Genomic DNA, 17,589 nt, shown 5'->3' on the forward strand with positions numbered 1-17,589 from the left:
CTCGTCGAGCGGGTTCGAGCACCTGGTTCGAGCAGATGCCCGCATATTTATCAGACCACTTCGCCGGAACAACACCCTCGGGAGGCATGATCTCGCCGTTTTCGGCCGTAGTGGTCGGACCAACCTGGTGATTACACTGCCGCTCACCAGGAACCCTCCGGTGCCTGGGGCGACGGGAGGAACGGCGTGGAGGACGAGACGGCCCCCCAGAAGGGCACCGTGACGCAGCGCGCCATCGAGGCGGTCAAGGCGATGATCGCCGAGGGTCGTCTGGAGCCCGGCCAGCGGCTGCCGACCGAGCGCGATCTGGCGGCACGGCTCGGCATCTCCCGCAGCTCGATGCGGGAGGCGATCCGGGCGCTGACCGTGCTGGGGGTGCTGGAGGCGCGGCACGGTTCGGGCATCTACGTCACGCGACTGGAAGCCGGCGACCTGCTGGAGACGTTCGGCGTGGTGGCCGACCTGTCCCGGGGCCCACGCCTGGTGGAGCTGCTGGAGGTGCGCCGCGTCCTGGAGTCCACGGCGACGGCCCTGGCCGCGGCGCGGATCACGCCGGACCAGCTCGCGCAGGTCGGGAAGCACCTGACGGCGATGAACGCCACGGACGACCCCGAGGAGATCCTCGCCCACGACCTGGCCTTCCACCGCGAGATCGCGGCCGCCGCCGGCAACGACACCATGGCCGCGATCCTGGAGGGCCTGTCCTCCCGTACGTTCCGTGCCCGTGTCTGGCGCGGCTACCAGGAGGAGGGCGCCTTCGCCCGCACCCGCCGCGAGCACGCCGCGATCCACCGCGCCCTGGTCGCCCGCGACCCGGATGCTGCCCGGGCGGCGGCTGCCGCGCACGTGGGCGAGGTGGAGGAGTGGCTGCGGGCCCAGCTGGGCGGCTGATCGCAGCCGCGTCGCGCAGGGCCGTTTTCTCGTCTGCCGCGCGAGGGAAACGGCCCGCTCATCCGCCCGGACGAGGCGTCAGCGCGGTGCCCGCACCGCTCTACGGCCGCACGTCGAACCCGTGCTTGCGTCCGAGCTTCTCCAGTGACACGAAGCCCGGGATGCCGTTGGCGTCATCGCCCGTGAAGCCGCAGCGCAGCTGCCAGTCGGCGTACGCCTCCACGGTGGCCGAGCCGAAGTGGCCGTCCGCGAGCGTCGCCGCGAGGAGGCCTTCCGCGACGAGCGCCTTCTCCACCGTCCTGACCCCGGTGTACGACACGGGCGTGCCCGGTTCGGCCGGGTCGTGCAGGGCGGCCGCGGCGACCTTCGACACATCGATCACCGGCCGCGGGCCCGGCTCCGGCTCCGGTGCCGAACCGTCGGGCCGCGGGGCGCCCTTCTTCACCCATGCGTACAGGTGCTTGCCCGGGCAGTCGGTGGCGAGGCCGTCCCGGTGCCCCTTGATCTCGCCGCCGGCGCCATGGTCGCGCAGCAGCTCGATGCCGTCACGGATCGCTCCGAGCATCGCGTCGGTCGGCTTGGTCAGCCCTTCCGAGCCGACCAGGCCCATGATCGCGTAGTGGGCGCGGTTGAGGTCCTGGTTGCCGTTCGCCCCGCTGCGCCTGCCCAGACCGCGGCCCTCCAGAAGGTAACCGTGCGGGCAGGCACCGTAGTTGTAGGCGATGTCGGAGTAGTTCTCCGTCGTGTCCGCCAGGTGGTCGACCCGGATCCTCTTCCACTTGGCGAGGCACAGATCGTGGTCGTCGAGCAGCTGGAGGCTGACCGGTGCGCCTTCGTAGTGGATCTTCACACCCTTGGTCGAGGTCTGCGTGGGTGCGGCGGATACGGGCCAGCCGAGCTGGGCCCGTGTGACAAGCTTCAAATGTGCCTCCAAGGTACAAATGGGACGCCAACGGCCCTGAGTCTGGGGCCGTTCGACGCCCCTCGCACGACGACGCGCCCCACACGCCGGCAGCTACGATGAACCGCCTTTCCGACGGTGTGGCGGGGGGAGAGGCGAGGCGTGGAGGCCGTGAACGCGTCGCCCTCGGTGAGGGTCATGGAGGCATTGCCGAGCGCCCTCTCGACGCGGGGCCCGCGGACGGGCAGAGTGCTCCCACGTACTCGCGAGTAAGCCCTGAGGAGCGCCCGTGACCAGTTGGGTCGGCCGGACCGCCGTCGAGATCGCCGCCGCCGTACGCGAGAAGCGGGCCACGCCCCGTGAAGTGGTGGCCGAGCACCTGGCCCGCATCGAGCGCCTCGACGGCGGCGTCGGCGCCTTCCGCCTGGTCCGGGGCGAGGCGGCGCTCACCGAGGCCGACGAGGTCGGCTCCCGGCCCGACCTGGCCGAACTGCCCCTGGCCGGGGTGCCGGTGGCCGTCAAGGACAACCTCGCGGTGCGCGGCGAGTCCAACCGTGTCGGCTCCACGGCGACGCCGGACACCCCGGCCGGACAGGACCACGTCACCGTGGCCCGGCTGCGGGCGGCCGGCGCGGTGGTGGTGGGCCTGACGAACGTGCCGGAGCTGTGCGTCTTCGGCACCACGGAGGGCGTGCACGGTACGGCGCGCAACCCGTGGGACACCTCGCGCACGGCGGGCGGTTCGTCGGGGGGCAGCGCGGCGGCGGTGGCCGCGGGCATGGTGCCGATCGCCCTCGGCAACGACGGGATGGGTTCCCTGCGCATCCCGGCCGCCAACTGCGGTCTGGTCACCATCAAGCCGGGTACCGGTGTGGTCCCGGCGGGTGTCAGCGACGGCGACTGGTTCGGCATGTCGGAGAACGGCCCACTGGCGACGACCGTCGGGGACGCCCGTCTGATGCTGTCCGTCCTCGCCGGCACCGAGGTGGCACTCCCGAAGGCGCCGGGCACCCTGCGGATCGCGGTGTCCCTGCGCAGCCCGCTCGCCGGGGTCACCATCAGCAAGCCGTACGCGGCGGCCGTACGTGAGGCCGCCGGGCTGCTCATCAGGGCCGGTCACCAGGTTCGGCGCGCCGACCCGCCGTACCCGGTGTCGCTGGGTGTCACCGCGCTGACGCACTGGACGGCGGGCACCGCCGTGGACGCACGGGGCCTCGACCCGCGCCGGCTCGCCCGCCGGACCCGGGTCCACGCCTCGGTCGGCAGGCGCTTCGTCGCCCGGGCGCAGGGCGGAGCGAGCCGGGAGGCCCTGCGTCGGCGTCTGGAGCCGTTCTTCGCCGAGTACGACGTCCTGCTCACCCCGGCCCTCGCCCGTCGCTCCCCCAGGTCGGAGCCCTGGCACGAGCGGGGCTGGCTGCGCAACATCGCGGCGAACACCAGTTACTCGCCGCTGACGCCGCCGTGGAACCTCACGGGGTGGCCCGCCATGTCGGTCCCGTTCGGCCGCCTCCCTTCCGGCGCCCCGTGTGCCGTGCAGCTGGCGGGGCGTCCCGGTGCGGAGGCGCAGCTGCTGGCGCTGGCCGAGCGGATCGAGCAGCTGCGGCCGTGGCGGCGGACGGCGCCGATGGACCAGGCGGTGCCGTCGTAGGACTCAGAGCGCGCTGGGCACGTACCTCGCCGCCGTGATCCCGGCCATGGTCCGCAGCCTGCCGTAGTAGGACGCGCAGTACCTGTCGTCGATCAGGGGCAGGATCTTGTCGAGGCCCGCGACGCATGCCCACAGCATCGCCACGCCCTCGCCGTCGAGGCCGTCGGCGAGCTCACCGCGGACGAGAGCCGCGACATCCGCGTCCAGCATGATCAGGTCCACGCCGTCGAGGTCCACCCCGCGCAAGCCCGCGGGGAACGGGGCCCGACGGTGCTCCCCCCAGAGCCGGGGAAGTCGGTCGTCATCGTCTCGGTCGCGCACGCGTCCGGTCATCCCCTGCGGCGCGAGCCGGCTGCCGCCGACGCACGTGGGGCCGCGGCGAAGGGCCCGTCGCCGGTGAACACCAGCCGGGCGAAGCGTTCGCCGATGCGGCGGTGGGTGGCGGCGTCCGGGTGGAGGCCGTCGGGCAGCGGCAGTTCCGCGGAGTCGGTCTCGCCGTAGAGGTCACGGCCGTCGAGGTAGTGCAGGTTCGGGTCGTCGGCCGCCCGCTGCGCGACGATGCGGGACAGCTCGTCCCTGATGACCTTCAGCGTCAGCTTCCCGGTCGCGCTCTCCACGGGGTCGCCCATGGGCACGAACCGCAGTCGTCCCTCGCCGAGGCCGCCGAGGTCCGGGGCGCAGGGGCCGGGCGTGTCCTCGTGCATCGGGCACAGGATGGGCGACACGACGAGCAGTGGTGTCGTCGGGTGCCCTTCCCGGACGGTGTCGAGGAAGCCGTGGACCGCGGGGCCGAAGGCGCGCAGCCGCATCAAGTCCAGGTTGACCAGGTTGATACCGACCTTGATGCTGATGGCGTCGGCGGGGGTGTCACGCAGGGCGCGGGCGGTGAACGGGTCGAGCAGGGCGCTGCCGGCCAGACCGAGGTTGATCAGCTCCACGCCGCCCAGCGAAGCCGCGAGCGCGGGCCAGATCGCGGTGGGACTCGCGGCGTCGGAGCCGTGGCTGATCGAGCTTCCGTGGTGCAGCCACACCCTGCGGCCCAGGTCCCGTGCGGGTTCGACGGGGGCGTTCGTGCGCAGGGCGATCAGTTCGGTGGTCTCGTTGTGCGGCAGCCAGATCTCGACGTCCTTGTCGTCGTCGGGCAGCCCGGTGAAGCGGACGGTGCCGGGGCGGCCGGGCCGGTGCTCGGCGGTGCCGGCGGTCATGTCGACGGTCACGACGTTGCCGTCGGTCACGGTGCCCTGCCCCGCGAGGTGGCCGTCGACGGTCAGGTCGTACCTGCCGTGCGGACGGGGCGGGGCACCCACGTAGACGCGCTTGGTGGGGAGGGTGTCCAGTTCGAGCGCGGTGGCCCGGGTCCGGAAGGCCAGTCGCACACCGGAGGGCTGCGACTCGGCCATGGCCAGTTGCTCGTCGGTGTTCTGGGCGCGGGCCCGGGCGGGCAGCCGGTGGGGCAGCAGGCCGTGTTCGGTGTGTTCGACGTCGAGGGCGCCGCGCAGCAGCTCGGCCGTGAGGGGCGTGCTGATCCAGTCGTACTCGGTGTCCATGTGCTCCGCGTCCTTGTCCTCGGCCTGTCGGTCAACGGGTGGGCTCGGCGGGCCAGTTGCGCAGCAGGGCGTCGAGGGCGTCCAGGATCCGGGTCCAGGACTCCTCGGAGTCGGGGGCGCTGTGGCTGAAGCCGCCCGCGATCTCCAGGCTGGCGTAGCCGTGGAAGACACTGCCCAGCAGCCGTACGGCGTGGGTCGCGTCCGGTTCCGTCAGGTCGTAGCCGCGCAGGATGGCGCGCGTCATCTGCGCGTGCCGGAGGCCCGCACCGGCCGCCGCCGTGTCGGGGTCGAGTCTCGTCCGGGCGGCGGCGGCCCGGCCGGGGTGCTCACGGCCGTAGTCGCGGTAGACGTTCGCGAAGGCGATCAGGGCGTCCTTGCCGGCCCGCCCGGCGACGGCGTCGGCGGCCTGGTCGGCCAGTTCCTCCAGCGCGAACAGGCAGATGCGCGTCTTGAGGTCCTGGGAGTTCTTCACATGCGAGTACAGGCTCGCGACCTTGACGTCGAACCGGCGGGCCAGCTCCGAGACGGTCACCTGGTCGAAGCCGACCTCGTCGGCCAGTTCGGCGCCGGCCCGGACCAGACGCTGCGCGGTGAGTCCTACGCGTGCCACAGCCGCCCTCCCGCCCCGTCCGTTCATCCCGCTTGCCGTAAACGAGTATGCATTTACCTAAAGCCCTTAGGCAAATAGGCTGCTCGCAGCACTCATCGGCTAAAGCGCCCGGTACATGATGTGCAGGCCCACCGGACCCCGCTCGGGGTGGGCAGCGGGGCCGCCGTAGTTGGGGGTGAGATAGGCGGAGGCGACGACGACTGCGGCGTCGCCCTCGACGACGACGACGCGTTTGGCCGGGCTCATCCACAGCTGCCGGGCGGCGTCCTCGGAGGTGTCCGGGTCCCAGGTGTACGTCTCGCCGGCGGCGACGATCCGGTGCCAGAAAGACCAAATCCGCGGCCAGTCCTCGGCCGCGGCTTCTCTGACCAGCATGGGCGTGAGTCTCGCACGCCCATGCGTCGGCGATCGCGAAGGGTTCTGCCCGTCAGTCGACGCTGGGCAGGATGTGGGGCTCGGCGAGGTCGTCCTCGTAGCCGGCCAGGCGAATGGGGGCGGACCTGGCCCACACGTCGAGACTGCCGATCTCCGTCGACCGGCGGCCGGCGCGCTCCGTGCGTTCCTTGGGGCGCTGTTCGCGATTCGTCTTCTCAGGTGTCACCGCGCACTCCTTATGTGTCGGATCACCCTCGGGGCGGGCCGGCCCAGTCTGCGGTCCGGCACGTGACGCCCGCTCGGGTCTTACTCGAAGTCGGCTCGGACGCGGTGGCGCCGGTAACTGGTGCGCAAGCAGGCCGTTGTGCACCGGCTTGTCCCGGGACGGACCATGGGTGTGGGTTGGGACCCTGTATTGCTGTCCGTCCGCTACAGATTAACCAAATGAGCGGACGCCCGCTCGATGGGGCTGCAAACAACGTGTAACTATCCTGATTCAAACGGCATTCAGCCGCCCGTTGCGTACCGTTTTGCTGTGAAATAGTCAGGTTCACAGATCACTCGTACGGGTCAACGCCCGCTTCCCCGGTATCGCCCGGGCCGAGCACGCCGCGCATTCAGGTCCCGTTGGCCGATTCGCAAGGCGGCCATGATCTGCTGCCGGACGACAACGGCTTGTCCGGCGGGAGGACCGGCGCATGGAGCTGCGCAGTGTCGAAGAGCTGATGAATCTGCTGTACGCCTGCCGAGGCACCCGGCACGCTCCGGGCCCCGGGAGCGGCCCGGTCGACCTGTACCAACACGCCCTGCGCACCGCCGCGCTCCTGCGCCGCGCCCGCCCCGCCGACAAGGAGCTCCAGGTGGCCGGGCTGGTCCACGCCATCGGTCCGCTGCTGCGCCCGGGAGCTGCGGCCCCCTCCTGCGACCGCGCGGCGGACGTGGTACGCCCGCTCCTCGGGGAACGGGTCTCCCGGCTCGTGCGGGACCACTGCCGGGCCCCGGACCAGGCCGACGACGATGTGCTGTGCCTGCGCCAGGCCGACGAGGAGGGCCGGGGTGCCGAGTTCGACGCCGGGGTGCTGGAGGACTGGCGCACCGTACTGGATCTGGTGGCGTCCCGTGACTCACCGCTCAGGGCTGTCGACTGACGTACCGTCATGAGACGGTACGGCGATGACGTCATACGGGTCACGAGGCGGGGACGCGGGTTCGTCAAGCGGGCGTCCTGGGGGCGGCAACGCCGGTCGCGAGGGCGGGGACGCCGGGTTTCAGGGCAGGGCAGCGATCGTCACCGGCGCCACGCGCGGGATCGGGCACGCGGTCGCCCGGCAGCTGGCCGCCGCGGGAGCACGGGTGTGCGTGACCGCGCGGGACGCGGGCGAGGTGCGGCGGACGGCCGCCGCGCTGGGGGGCGTCGGAGTGGCCGGGAGCGTGGCCGACCCGGATCATCTGCGGGCGGTCGTGGATCTCACGCTGCGCGAGCTCGGCCGGATCGACGTGATCGTGAACAACGCGGCGACCAACCTGCCGTACGGTCCCCTGATGGACGTCGACCCGCAGGCGTGGCGCGAGGCGTTCACCGTGAACGTCGAGGCGCCGCTGCGGCTGGTGCAGTACGCCTGGCAGGCGTGGATGCGTGAGCACGGCGGCGCCGTGGTCAACGTCGGCACGGAGGGCGCGACCCATGTCGGCCCGCACGTCGGCGCCTACGGCACCAGCAAGGCGGCCCTCGCGCACCTGACCCGGCAGCTGACGGGCGAGCTGGCCCCGCGGGTGCGGGTCAACTCCGTCTCCCCCGGGCTCGTCCGCACCGAGATGGCGCGCTTCGTGTGGGAGCCGGACGAGGACCGCGTCGCCGCCGGGCTGCCGCTCGGGCGGATCGGGGAACCCGAGGACGTGGCACGGGCGGCGGTGTGGCTGGCGTCGGACGCGGCGGAGTGGGTGACGGACGCCGACCTGCTGGTCGACGGGGGGACGAGGGTACGGGCGGCACGCACGGCAGCGGGAGACGCCGTGCACGAGCAGCTACGCTCGCGCGGTCCCTCCGCCCCCTACCACTTGCCCGGCGCGTAGTCCTTCATGAACACCCCGTACAGGTCCTCCCCCGCCTCGCCCCGCACGATCGGGTCGTAGACCCGGGCCGCACCGTCGACCAGGTCGAGCGGCGCGTGGAACCCGGCCTCGGCGAGCCGCAGCTTGTCGTAGTGGGGCCGCTCGTCCGTGATCCAGCCGGTGTCGACCGATGTCATGAGGATGCCGTCGGTCTGGAACATCTCCTGCGCACTGGTCCGCGTGACCATGTTCATCGCGGCCTTGGCGGCGTTGGTGTTCGGATGGCCGGCACCCTTGTAGCCACGCCCGAAGACGCCCTCCATCGCCGAGACGTTCACGACGTACGCCCGTCCGCTCGCCGCCTTCTTCGCGGCGTCGGCCATGACCGGGCGCAGTGCGCTGATCAGGATGAACGGCGACGTGTAGTTGCACAGCTGGGTCTCCAGCAGCTCCACCGGGGAGATCTGGTCGATGGTCTGCACCCAGGTGTTGGACTCGACGACGTCGGGGACGAGGCCGCCCGCGTCGATGGCCGTGCCGTCCAGGTGCCGCTCGACGCTGGCGTTGCCCGCGACCAGGGCGAGGTCGGCGACCTTCTGCGCGTCGAGGCCGCTGGCGCCGAGAGGCAGGGCGGCGAGGCCGTCGACCGCGCCGGAGTTGAAGGCGCCGATGACGTGGTGGGCGGGCAGCTCACCGGCGGGCAGCGGGGCGCTCTCGCCCTCCACCAGGGCGGCGTAGGCGGAGGGCAGCCGGCGCACGGTCTGGGTCGCGTTGTTGATGAGGATGTCCAGCGGGCCGGCCTCGGCGACCTGGTCGGCGAGGGCGACCGCCTGCGCCGGGTCCCGCAGGTCGATGCCCACGACCTCCAGGCGGTGCATCCAGTCCGCGGAGTCGTCCATCGCCTTGAAGCGGCGGATGGCGTCCTTGGGGAAACGCGTGGTGATCGTCGTGTGCGCGCCGTCGCGCAGCAGCCTGAGCGCGATGTACATGCCGATCTTGGCGCGGCCGCCGGTGAGCAGGGCCCGCTTGCCGGAGAGGTCGGCGCGGGCATCGCGCTTGGACCGGTTCGTGCGCGCGCAGTCCGGACAGAGCTGGTGGTAGAAGTAGTCGACTTCCACGTACCGGGTCTTGCAGGTGTAGCAGGAACGGGGGCGCTGGAGTATCCCCGCGACCCTGCCCTCCTCGGTGACCGAGGACGGCAGGAGCCCCTCGGTCTCGTCGTCGATGCGCTGGGCGGAGCCGGTCGCCGTGGCCTCCGTGACCGCCTTGTCGTGGGCGGTCTTGGCGGCCCGGCGCTCCTGGCGGCGGCGCTGCTTGACCGTGCGGTAGATGCCCGCGGTGGCCCGGCGCACGGCGATGGCGTCCGGGTGGTCGACCTCCAGCTTGTCGAGCTCCTCCAGCACGCTGAGGCAGACGGCGAGCCGCTCGGGATCGATGCCGGGGCCGTACACGACCTCGTCCCCGGGCTGGTGCACGACCTCGTCCGTGGTCGTCACCGAGCCGTCCTGTGTCACCGTCATCGCCGCTGCCGTCCCTGATCACCGCGGCGCTCCGACCGCGCCCCGCTTTCGAACCGGGAATTCTACGGAGCGCCGGGCCGGTCCTCCAAAATCCGTCAGGGTCAAGGACCGCAGGCCGTGATGAGGGTCTCCACCTCCTCGGAGACGGCCTCGGCGAGCACGTCGAGGTCCGGTACGGCCTCGGCGTCGGCGACGAGGCCGTAGTGGACCCGTCCGCGGTACGTCGAGATCGCGATCGCCAGGGCATGGCCGCGGGCCAGCGGGGCGAACGGATAGACCTCGGTGACCGCGTGACCGCCGAGCCTCAGGGCGATGCCGGGCAGCGGCACGCTGGTGACGAGGATGTCGAACCAGAGCCGGGCGGCCCCCCCGACCAGCGGTCCGCCGAACCGGTGGCCGAGCGCGGGGACGTGGTCGGCGAGCAGGGCGACCGCGCCCGCGCCCCGGTTGGGTCCGGCGTCCTTGTTGCGGTCCATGGCCGTACGGACGGCGGCGAGACGGCGCACCGGGTCGGGGTCGTCGACCGGGAGCCGTATCAAGTAGCCGGAGAGCCGGTTGCCCTGTGGGTGGGCGGTGCGCGGGCGGCGCTTGGAGACGGGGATGAGGGCGCGGGGGGCCACGCCCTCGCTGCCGTCGCCGCGTGCGTCCAGCCAGCGGCGCAGCGCTCCCGCGACGACGGCGATGAGGACGTCGTTGACGGTGCCGCCGACGGCCTTGCGGATCACGTGCACGTCGTCGATGTCGACGGCCACTCCGGCGGTGCGCCGGGTACCGCTGGGCTCGGCGGTCAGCGCGGGCGACGAGCGCATGCCCAGGGTGGAGACGGCGACGGAGGCGCCGATGTCCAGGGCCCGGCCCACGTCTGACAGGGTGCCGCGCAGCACGTCCGGCAGCTTGCGCACGTCCGGGAGGCGGGCGGCCCGGGGCTCCTCGGGGCGCGGCGCGCGGGCGGGCAGGTCCATGGGGTCCAGGACCGCGGCGGCGAGGGTCAGCGCGCGCAGCCCGTCGGCCAGGGCGTGGTGGAACTTGAACAGCACGGCGAACGACACACCGTCCTGCCCCGGCAGCACATGCGCCTCCCAGGGCGGCCTGCCACGCTCCAGGGGCCGCTCCATGAGCCGGCCCGCCATCGCCTGGAAGTCGTCGGTCGGGGCGTGCAGCCGGACGTGGTCGAGCGGGTCGAAGTCGGGCGCGGGCTCGCGGGCGGCACCGCCGAAGGAGAACGGCCGCAGCAGGCCGCGCGGCTGCCATGCGTCGCGGATGCGCATCCGCAGTCCCGGCACGGCGGCGGCGCGGGCGGCGAGCAGGTCGGCCGCATGGGCACCCGCGGTGGGCGAGTGCGCCGCGAACACGCCGAGCGCGGCGAGGTGCATGGGGTGTTCGGCGGACTCGATGTTCCAGAACGCCAGGTCGAGAGGTGCCAGCAGGTCAGAAGTCAATGGCTTGCCTCGCGTCGACGAAGGATGGACCCGCAGTCAATCGTCCTCAACCGATTACGGTCAAGTACGACCAAGCTACGGACAGTTAACAGCAGATTAAGTCCCACCCCTCACGAAGGGGCGGGACTCATGGTGCATATGAGGTCACTCCAGCACAGGTTGCGGCGCCGGGCATCCCGTGGGTGTCACCCGGGAGGCGTCACGGACCAGTGCCGCGGGGGCGGCCGTGAGCGGGTCCGCGTCCGGTTTCGGTACGGCGCTCTCGCGGGTGAGCAGCCGTTCGGCTCACCCTCGACGTCCGGGCGGCCACGTCCGGGGCGAGCCGGAGGCCGTCCACGCGATCGGGGGGATGTCGGCGGTGCCGCGTGCCGTGCCGTCCCGCTGCCGACCACGGGCTCCTTCCGTGCGCCGAGGTGGGCCCTCGGGGCTGCCGGGTCCGCCCTCGGCGGTCCCCGGCGGCCGGGCCGCCCGTTACGACCACCTGCGGACCGTGGGTGACGTCGGCCGGGGGTGCGGCGAGGGCGCGAGCTCGGGCGTGCGGTCGTCGCCGAGGGGCGTTGGCCGCGATCGCCCGGTGGGTTCGAGACCGCCGGGCTCCGTGCGGGGCGGGAGCGAGAGTCCCGCACACCAGAAGGCGGGGCGCGGGGCCGCTACGAAGCCGCTACGTGACCAACTGCCCCTTCCCCAGGGCGATCACCCCGCCCTTGGAGACGGTGTACAGCTCCGCGTCGCGCTCCGGGTTGACGCCGATCGTCGCGCCCGGGGGCACCTCGACGTTCTTGTCGAGCACCGCCCCCCGCACCACCGCGCCCCGCCCGATGCGCACGTTGTCGTGCAGGACCGCCCCCTGCACCACGGCCCCCGGATCGACCACCACGCCCGGCGAGAGCACGGACCGCGTGACCTGCCCGCGGATCAGGCAGCCGGCGCTGACGATGGACTCGCCGGCGATGCCGCCCGCGTTGAAGCGGGCCGGGGAGAGCTGGTTGGAGTGGGTGTAGACGGGCCACTGGCGGTTGTAGAGGTTGAAGGCGGGGCGTTCGGCTATGAGGTCCATGTGGGCGTCGTAGTACGCGTCCAGGGTGCCGACGTCCCGCCAGTAGCCGCGGTCGCGGTTGGTCTCGCCGGGGACGTGGTTGGCGCTGAAGTCGTACAGCTGGGCCTCGCCCCGCTCGGTGAGCTGGGGCAGGATCGAGCCGCCCATGTCGTGCACGGAGTTCTCGTCCTCGGCGTCCCGCTGGAGCGCCTCGATGAGGGCCTTGGTGGTGAAGATGTAGTTGCCCATGGAGGCGAACACGCACTCCGGGTCGTCCGGGAGTCCGGGCGGGTCTGCGGGCTTCTCCAGGAACCGCTCCACGCTCTGGCCGTCCGAACCGGGGCTGATCACACCGAAGGACGAGGACTCGCCGCGCGGGACGCGTATGCCGGCCACCGTGACACCCGCGCCGCTCTCGATGTGCTGGGCGAGCATCTGGCGCGGGTCCATGCGGTACACGTGGTCGGCGCCGAACACCGCGACGTACTCGGGGCGTTCGTCGTAGACCAGGTTCAGCGACTGCAGGATCGCGTCCGCGCTGCCCAGGTACCAGCGCGGGCCGAGCCGCTGCTGTGCCGGGACCGGTGTGACGTAGTTGCCGAGCAGGCTGGACATCCGCCAGGTGGTGGTGATGTGCCGGTCCAGCGAGTGCGACTTGTACTGCGTGAGGACGCAGATGCGCAGGATGTCGGCGTTGACGAGGTTGGAGAGGACGAAGTCGACGAGGCGATACGTTCCTCCGAAGGTGACCGCTGGTTTCGCGCGATCCGCGGTCAGGGGCATCAGGCGCTTGCCCTCTCCGCCCGCGAGCACGATTCCGAGCACCGAAGGTCCGCCACGACGCATGGGCCGCTCCCCTCACCTGGTTGGTGCCAGCCTGCCCCTGTGCGGGGCGCGCTAAGCCTGCTTGAGGATCTCCCCGTAGAGCCGGGCGGTCCGCCGGGCCACCGCGTCCCAGCCGAACTCCCCCACGGCCCGCTCCCGTCCGGCCTCGCCCATCCGGCGGGCGGTCTCCGGGTCGCCGATCACCGAGTCCAGTGCCTGCGCGAGACCGGCCTCGAAGCCGTCGTCCAGCGTGACGAGCAGGCCCGTCCTGCCGTCGTCGACCACCTCGGGAATACCGCCGACCCGCGAGGCCACCACAGGAGTTCCGCAGGCCATCGCCTCCAGGTTGACGATGCCAAGGGGTTCGTACACCGAGGGGCAGACGAACACGGCGGCGTGCGTGAGGAGTTGGATGACCTCCGGGCGCGGCAGCATCTGCGGGATCCAGTGCACGCCCTCGCGTACCCGGCTCAGTTCCTGGTAGAGATCGCGGAACTCCTGGTCGATCTCAGGGGTGTCGGGGGCGCCGGCGCACAGCACGACCTGGGCGGCCGGATCGATGTCCCGTACGGCGCGCAGCAGGTGCGGCACGCCCTTCTGGCGGGTGATGCGCCCGACGAACAGCACGTACGGGCGGTCCGGGTCGAGGCCGAACCGGCGCAGGACGTCGGTGCCGCGGTCCGGGCGGTACAGGGTGGTGTCGATGCCGTTGTGCACCACGTGGACCCGGTCCGGGTCCAGCGCCGGGTAGCAGCCGAGGATGTCCTCGCGCATCGCCCCGGAGACGGCGATCACCGCGTCGGCGGCCTCGATCGCGGTCCGCTCGGCCCAGCCGGACAGGGCGTAGCCGCCGCCCAGCTGCTCGGCCTTCCAGGGGCGCAGGGGTTCCAGGGAGTGGGCGGTCATCACGTGCGGGATGCCGTACAGGAGCTTGCCGAGGTGGCCGGCGAGGTTGGCGTACCAGGTGTGGGAGTGGACGAGTTCACGGCCCTGCAGGCCGGCCGCCATGGCGAGGTCCACGGAGAAGGTGCGCAGCGCGTCGTTGGCGGTGTCCAGCGCGGACCAGGGACGATGGCGCAGTACGCCCACCGCTCGGCCCTCGCCCCAGCAGTGCACCTCAAGGTCGACGAGATCCCGCAACTCCCGGGCCAGGAACTCGACATGGACGCCCGCGCCGCCGTACACGTCCGGCGGGTACTCCCGGGTCAGCAGTCCCACTCGCACCCGGAACCCCCTGTTCTCAGCGGCTGGTTGCCCTTTCATGGTCACTCAGACGGAGCGCGTGGGGAAGAGCGCGGGGGTCGTGTGAAGCAACAGTCACCGCACACGCCGCCGCCCGGCACCCGGTAGTAGAGGCAGCAGCTGCGGCGCCGGAAGGCGGTTTCGGTGAGGGTGCCGGTGCCGGCGAGGAGGGGATGGCCGAGGAGCTTTGCGGTCAGGGCACGGGTCCGGTCCGCCGTTTCGGTACGGCCGTGCGCACGGGCCCACTGGTCGAGTTGCCGGGCGGCGCCCGCGAGCGCGGAGGCGGCGTTGCCCCGCAGCAGACCGGGGGCGACCCGGTGGCGGGTGTGCAGGGTGGCCGCCAGTGGTTCGAGATGGCCGTGCAGGACGACCCGCGCGAGGGTGGCCGGGTCGGCGGGCAGTGGGCGCACCGCGGTGAGCCGGAGGTCGTCGGGGGCGCCGGCGCCGGGGTCCCAGTGGAGCAGGCGCGGGTCGAGGTCGGGGACGCGGCCGTAGAGGGCGGCGCAGCCGAGCGCGATGGACCACAGGCGGGCCGCGAGCCCCTGCTGGGCCACCGAGGCGGCGACGCGCGTCTCGGGGGCGCGCAGGGCGTGCGCGACCTTCCGGACGCGGAACGCCAGGGCGTCGCCGGGTGCGTCCGACGGCTGGCTCCCGTACGCCTGCGCCAGGGTCGGCAGCGGCCGGAATGCTTCGCCTGCGGTGCGCAGCACGAAGAAGCCGCCGAGCGGGCGGAGGGCGGCGAGGTCGGGGTCGAGGTCCACGAAGAGCAGTAGTACCAAGGCCCCTCGGGGTATTCACCTGGGGGTCTCCCCCAGGGGGCACCAGCCTTGGGGATGAGGACGCCGTCGCCGTACTCCATCGGCAGTACGACACAGTGCGTGCTCTGGTACGACGACGGGAAGACCTTTTCGCGGCATCGTGTTGGTCATGAGAGCCGACCGTTCGCCGCGCCGGGGTCACCGCCCCCGCTCCACGCAGAGGAGCAGCTCATGAGTGCCCTCGCGTTGTCCGTGCTCCTGTCGTTCGTCTCCGCCGTCGCCTACGCCGGCGGGGCGATCGTGCAGGAGCGTGTCGCGGTGTCCTCGCCGGGGCAGCAGTTCGCGCCGATGCGCCGGCCGGGCTGGTGGGCGGCGATCGCGCTGAACGGTCTCGGCGGTCTGCTGCACGTGGTGGCGCTGGCCTTCGGGCCGTTGAGTCTGGTGCAGCCGCTCGGTGCTCTGACGATCGTGTTCGCGCTGCCGATGGCGGCGCTGTTCGTGGGCCGCAGGGCCGGATCGACGGCCTGGCGGGGCGCGATCATGGCGACCGTGGGTCTCGCCGGTCTGCTGTCGCTGGTCGGCTCCTCCGAGTCGCAGTCCCTGGACACGGCGCAGCGTGTGGGCGTGGCCCTGGTGACCGGCGGCATGGTCGTGGCCCTGATGGTCGCGGGCCGGGCCGCGCACCGGCATCCGGCGGTGCGCAGCATGCTGCTCGCGACGGGCTCCGGCATAGCCTTCGGCATGTCCTCGGTGTTCACGAAGATCGTCGCCGTCGACTGGAACGGCGGGGTGTCGGCGGCCGACCTGCCGGCGCTCGGCACGATAGGCGTCTTCGCCACGGGCGGTCTGCTGCTGTCGCAGGCCGCCTACCGGGGCGCGGGGCTCGCGGCGCCGCTGGCCACACTCACGGTCGTGAACCCGGTGGTGGCGGCCGCGGTCGGCATCACGATGTTCGGCGAGACCTTCCGGTACGGCACCACGGGCACCGTGCTCGCCCTCGGCTGCGGCGTGGTCGCGGCGGGTGGACTGATCCTGCTGACCACGGAGCGGATCGCCCGCACGGAGGCGGAGGCCGTACCCGGCACCGAGGCCGTGGCGGCCCTGCCCGGGGCGCGCACGCCGGAGCTGCTCCCCGGCCTTCCCCGGCCGGCCGTGACGACGCCCCGCGGGGAGGTTGTCGTCCCGGACAGCATCGAGGACATCCTCACACCCGCCCGGGTCGCGGAGGGCGCGTACGAGGACCGGCGGCCGCTGCCCGCCGAGGCGGAGCCGGCGAACCTCTACGGCCCCTACTACGGCGGGCCGTACGTCCCGACCCCGGTCCTCGACCGGCATCGCATCCGCGTCAAATCCTGACGCCACCGGCGCGCAGGTACGCCACCGGGTCGATGTCCGCCCCGAAGCCGGGCCCCGTCCGCACCTCGAAGTGCAGGTGCGGGCCCGTGCTGTTACCGGTGGATCCCGAGCGGCCGATGCGCTGGCCGGCCCCGACCGACTGCCCGGCCTTCACGGAGATGGCCGAAAGATGCGCGTACTGGCTGTAGCGGCCGTCGGAGTGCCGGATCACCACCTCGTAGCCGAAGGAGCCGCCCCATCCGGCGCTGACCACCTTGCCCGCTCCGACGGACTGGACGGACGTACCGGTCGGGACGGGGAAGTCGACGCCCGTGTGGTAGCCCTTCGACCAGTTGGGACCGGCCTTGCGGTAGGGGGTGCCGGCGGGCGAGCTGACCGGGGCGACGAGGGAGCGGCCGGTCGTGGTGGCCTGCTCCTTCTTCTCCGTGGGCCGTTCCGGCTTCTCCGTCTGCCGCTTCGGCGGGGCCTTCCGGGACGGCGACTTGGGTTCGGCCGTCCGCGTCGGCGCCTCGCCCGCCGTGGTCACCGCCTTGCCGCGCACCGCGAGCCGCTGGCCCGGCAGGATCAGATCGGGGTCCGTGCCGATGGTCTTCCGGTTGGCGGCGTACAGGCCCCGCCAACCGCCCTTGACCCGCTGCGTCTCGGCGATCCCGGAGAGGGTGTCGCCGTGGACCACGGTGTACATCTCGGCCTTGCCCGCACGGGACTGGGGCGTGGTCTGCGGCTGGACGTCCTTGATCGAGCTCTTCGTCTTCTTCGTCGGCTTCGTGGCGCCGGCGGGGCGGATGTCCGGCGTGTCCCCGCCCCGGGTCAGCCCGGCCCGTACCGAGCACACCGGCCAGGCGCCGGGTCCCTGCCCGTCCAGCACCTTCTCCGCCACGGCGATCTGCTGGTCCTTGGTGGCCAGGTCGGCGCGCGCGGCGTACTCGGTGCCGCCGTAGGCCTCCCACGTCGACTGGGCGAACTGCAGCCCGCCGTAGTAGCCGTTGCCGGTGTTGACGTCCCACCTGCTGGTCGACTCGCACGCGGCGACCTTGTTCCAGGTGTCCAGGTCGGCCGCCTGCGCGGCGCCGGTGCCGATGAACGGCAGCGCCATTCCGGCGCCGCCCGCGGTGACGGTGAGTGAGGCGCGGTTGATCCTGTTCGGCTGGTACCGGCGGTGCCGGCCGCGTACGGCCATGTCGGAGCCCCCCATTGACATGCGTCAGAAGGGGCAAAAGTAAGCGCCGCGAACAGGCCATGACAAGACAGCAATTCAGCCGCCTGTTCACGCCAAGTGGCGAGGGACCGGCGCATGTTGTCCGGCACCCCGGTACCGCTGAGTGCGAGGGGGCCTTCCGTGCGTATCTGCCTGCGCGACATCGCGCCACCCCGGATGTGCGGCCGGAA

At 72.4% G+C, this 17,589-nt stretch carries 16 protein-coding genes and 1 pseudogene; 5 read left to right on the forward strand and 12 right to left on the reverse strand.

What is annotated here, in order from left to right; genetic code table 11:
* The first annotated feature begins 186 nt into the window (after positions 1 to 186).
* Positions 187 to 891, forward strand: coding sequence for a FadR/GntR family transcriptional regulator (locus ACWCPI_RS09375; RefSeq protein WP_451037535.1), 705 nt, complete (start codon positions 187 to 189; stop codon positions 889 to 891).
* Between the two features lie 100 nt (positions 892 to 991).
* On the opposite strand, the gene ACWCPI_RS09380 is transcribed toward ACWCPI_RS09375, so the two are convergent.
* Positions 992 to 1,813, reverse strand: coding sequence for an N-acetylmuramoyl-L-alanine amidase (locus tag ACWCPI_RS09380; RefSeq protein ID WP_451037536.1), 822 nt, complete (start codon positions 1,811 to 1,813; stop codon positions 992 to 994).
* Positions 1,814 to 2,081: 268 nt separating this feature from the next.
* On the opposite strand from ACWCPI_RS09380, the gene ACWCPI_RS09385 reads away from it, so the two are divergent.
* The gene (locus tag ACWCPI_RS09385; protein ID WP_451037537.1) at positions 2,082 to 3,440 is read left to right on the forward strand and encodes an amidase; all 1,359 of its coding nucleotides are present in this window, start codon (positions 2,082 to 2,084) and stop codon (positions 3,438 to 3,440) included.
* A 3-nt stretch (positions 3,441 to 3,443) separates the two neighbouring features.
* On the opposite strand, the gene ACWCPI_RS09390 is transcribed toward ACWCPI_RS09385, so the two are convergent.
* The 5 genes and pseudogenes from ACWCPI_RS09390 to ACWCPI_RS09410 all read right to left on the reverse strand — a co-directional run bounded on the left by ACWCPI_RS09390 (position 3,444) and on the right by ACWCPI_RS09410 (position 6,198).
* A complete protein-coding gene (locus ACWCPI_RS09390) occupies positions 3,444 to 3,761 on the reverse strand; it encodes a hypothetical protein (protein ID WP_451037538.1) in 318 nt (105 codons plus the stop codon).
* A gap of 8 nt (positions 3,762 to 3,769) precedes the next feature.
* On the reverse strand, positions 3,770 to 4,987 hold the full coding sequence (locus ACWCPI_RS09395; RefSeq protein ID WP_451037539.1) for a GDSL-type esterase/lipase family protein: 1,218 nt from the start codon (positions 4,985 to 4,987) through the stop codon (positions 3,770 to 3,772).
* A gap of 31 nt (positions 4,988 to 5,018) precedes the next feature.
* Positions 5,019 to 5,597: a TetR/AcrR family transcriptional regulator gene (locus ACWCPI_RS09400; protein ID WP_451037540.1), complete on the reverse strand. Its 579-nt coding sequence runs from the start codon at positions 5,595 to 5,597 to the stop codon at positions 5,019 to 5,021.
* 150 nt (positions 5,598 to 5,747) lie between these two features.
* Positions 5,748 to 5,972 (reverse strand): annotated as a pseudogene (locus ACWCPI_RS09405) (N-acetyltransferase family protein); the annotation flags it as partial.
* A gap of 52 nt (positions 5,973 to 6,024) precedes the next feature.
* On the reverse strand, positions 6,025 to 6,198 hold the full coding sequence (locus tag ACWCPI_RS09410; protein ID WP_019759059.1) for a hypothetical protein: 174 nt from the start codon (positions 6,196 to 6,198) through the stop codon (positions 6,025 to 6,027).
* Positions 6,199 to 6,670: 472 nt separating this feature from the next.
* Here ACWCPI_RS09410 and ACWCPI_RS09415 point away from each other — a divergent pair, with 472 nt between their 5' ends.
* Both ACWCPI_RS09415 and ACWCPI_RS09420 read left to right on the forward strand, forming a co-directional pair.
* Positions 6,671 to 7,120, forward strand: coding sequence for a hypothetical protein (locus tag ACWCPI_RS09415; RefSeq protein ID WP_451037541.1), 450 nt, complete (start codon positions 6,671 to 6,673; stop codon positions 7,118 to 7,120).
* 25 nt (positions 7,121 to 7,145) lie between these two features.
* The gene (locus tag ACWCPI_RS09420; protein WP_451037542.1) at positions 7,146 to 8,045 is read left to right on the forward strand and encodes an SDR family oxidoreductase; all 900 of its coding nucleotides are present in this window, start codon (positions 7,146 to 7,148) and stop codon (positions 8,043 to 8,045) included.
* Here ACWCPI_RS09420 and ACWCPI_RS09425 read toward each other — a convergent pair.
* The 5 genes from ACWCPI_RS09425 to ACWCPI_RS09445 form a co-directional block, all read right to left on the reverse strand.
* Positions 8,024 to 9,544 (reverse strand): SDR family NAD(P)-dependent oxidoreductase, encoded by a 1,521-nt coding sequence (locus tag ACWCPI_RS09425; protein ID WP_451037543.1) that lies wholly within the window; start codon positions 9,542 to 9,544, stop codon positions 8,024 to 8,026. The genes ACWCPI_RS09420 and ACWCPI_RS09425 overlap by 22 nt on opposite strands.
* A gap of 101 nt (positions 9,545 to 9,645) precedes the next feature.
* A complete protein-coding gene (locus ACWCPI_RS09430; protein WP_451037544.1) occupies positions 9,646 to 10,983 on the reverse strand; it encodes a wax ester/triacylglycerol synthase family O-acyltransferase in 1,338 nt (445 codons plus the stop codon).
* Positions 10,984 to 11,644: 661 nt separating this feature from the next.
* Positions 11,645 to 12,865 (reverse strand): glucose-1-phosphate adenylyltransferase, encoded by a 1,221-nt coding sequence (gene glgC / locus ACWCPI_RS09435; RefSeq protein WP_388805998.1) that lies wholly within the window; start codon positions 12,863 to 12,865, stop codon positions 11,645 to 11,647.
* Positions 12,866 to 12,916: 51 nt separating this feature from the next.
* On the reverse strand, positions 12,917 to 14,068 hold the full coding sequence (glgA, locus tag ACWCPI_RS09440) for a glycogen synthase (protein WP_388806001.1): 1,152 nt from the start codon (positions 14,066 to 14,068) through the stop codon (positions 12,917 to 12,919).
* A gap of 41 nt (positions 14,069 to 14,109) precedes the next feature.
* Positions 14,110 to 14,865 (reverse strand): (2Fe-2S)-binding protein, encoded by a 756-nt coding sequence (locus tag ACWCPI_RS09445; RefSeq protein WP_451037545.1) that lies wholly within the window; start codon positions 14,863 to 14,865, stop codon positions 14,110 to 14,112.
* A gap of 210 nt (positions 14,866 to 15,075) precedes the next feature.
* Here ACWCPI_RS09445 and ACWCPI_RS09450 point away from each other — a divergent pair, with 210 nt between their 5' ends.
* Entirely contained in the window at positions 15,076 to 16,200 is a 1,125-nt protein-coding gene (locus tag ACWCPI_RS09450) for a DMT family transporter (RefSeq protein ID WP_451037546.1), read from the forward strand.
* Here the strand turns inward: ACWCPI_RS09450 and ACWCPI_RS09455 are convergent.
* Positions 16,190 to 17,380 carry a transglycosylase family protein gene (locus ACWCPI_RS09455; protein ID WP_451037547.1) on the reverse strand — a complete coding sequence of 397 codons (1,191 nt, stop codon included), beginning with the start codon at positions 17,378 to 17,380 and terminating at the stop codon, positions 16,190 to 16,192. The two genes, ACWCPI_RS09450 and ACWCPI_RS09455, sit on opposite strands and share 11 nt — an antisense overlap.
* Between the last annotated feature and the right edge of the window lie 209 nt (positions 17,381 to 17,589).

Source organism: Streptomyces sp. NPDC001920 (assembly GCF_053594495.1).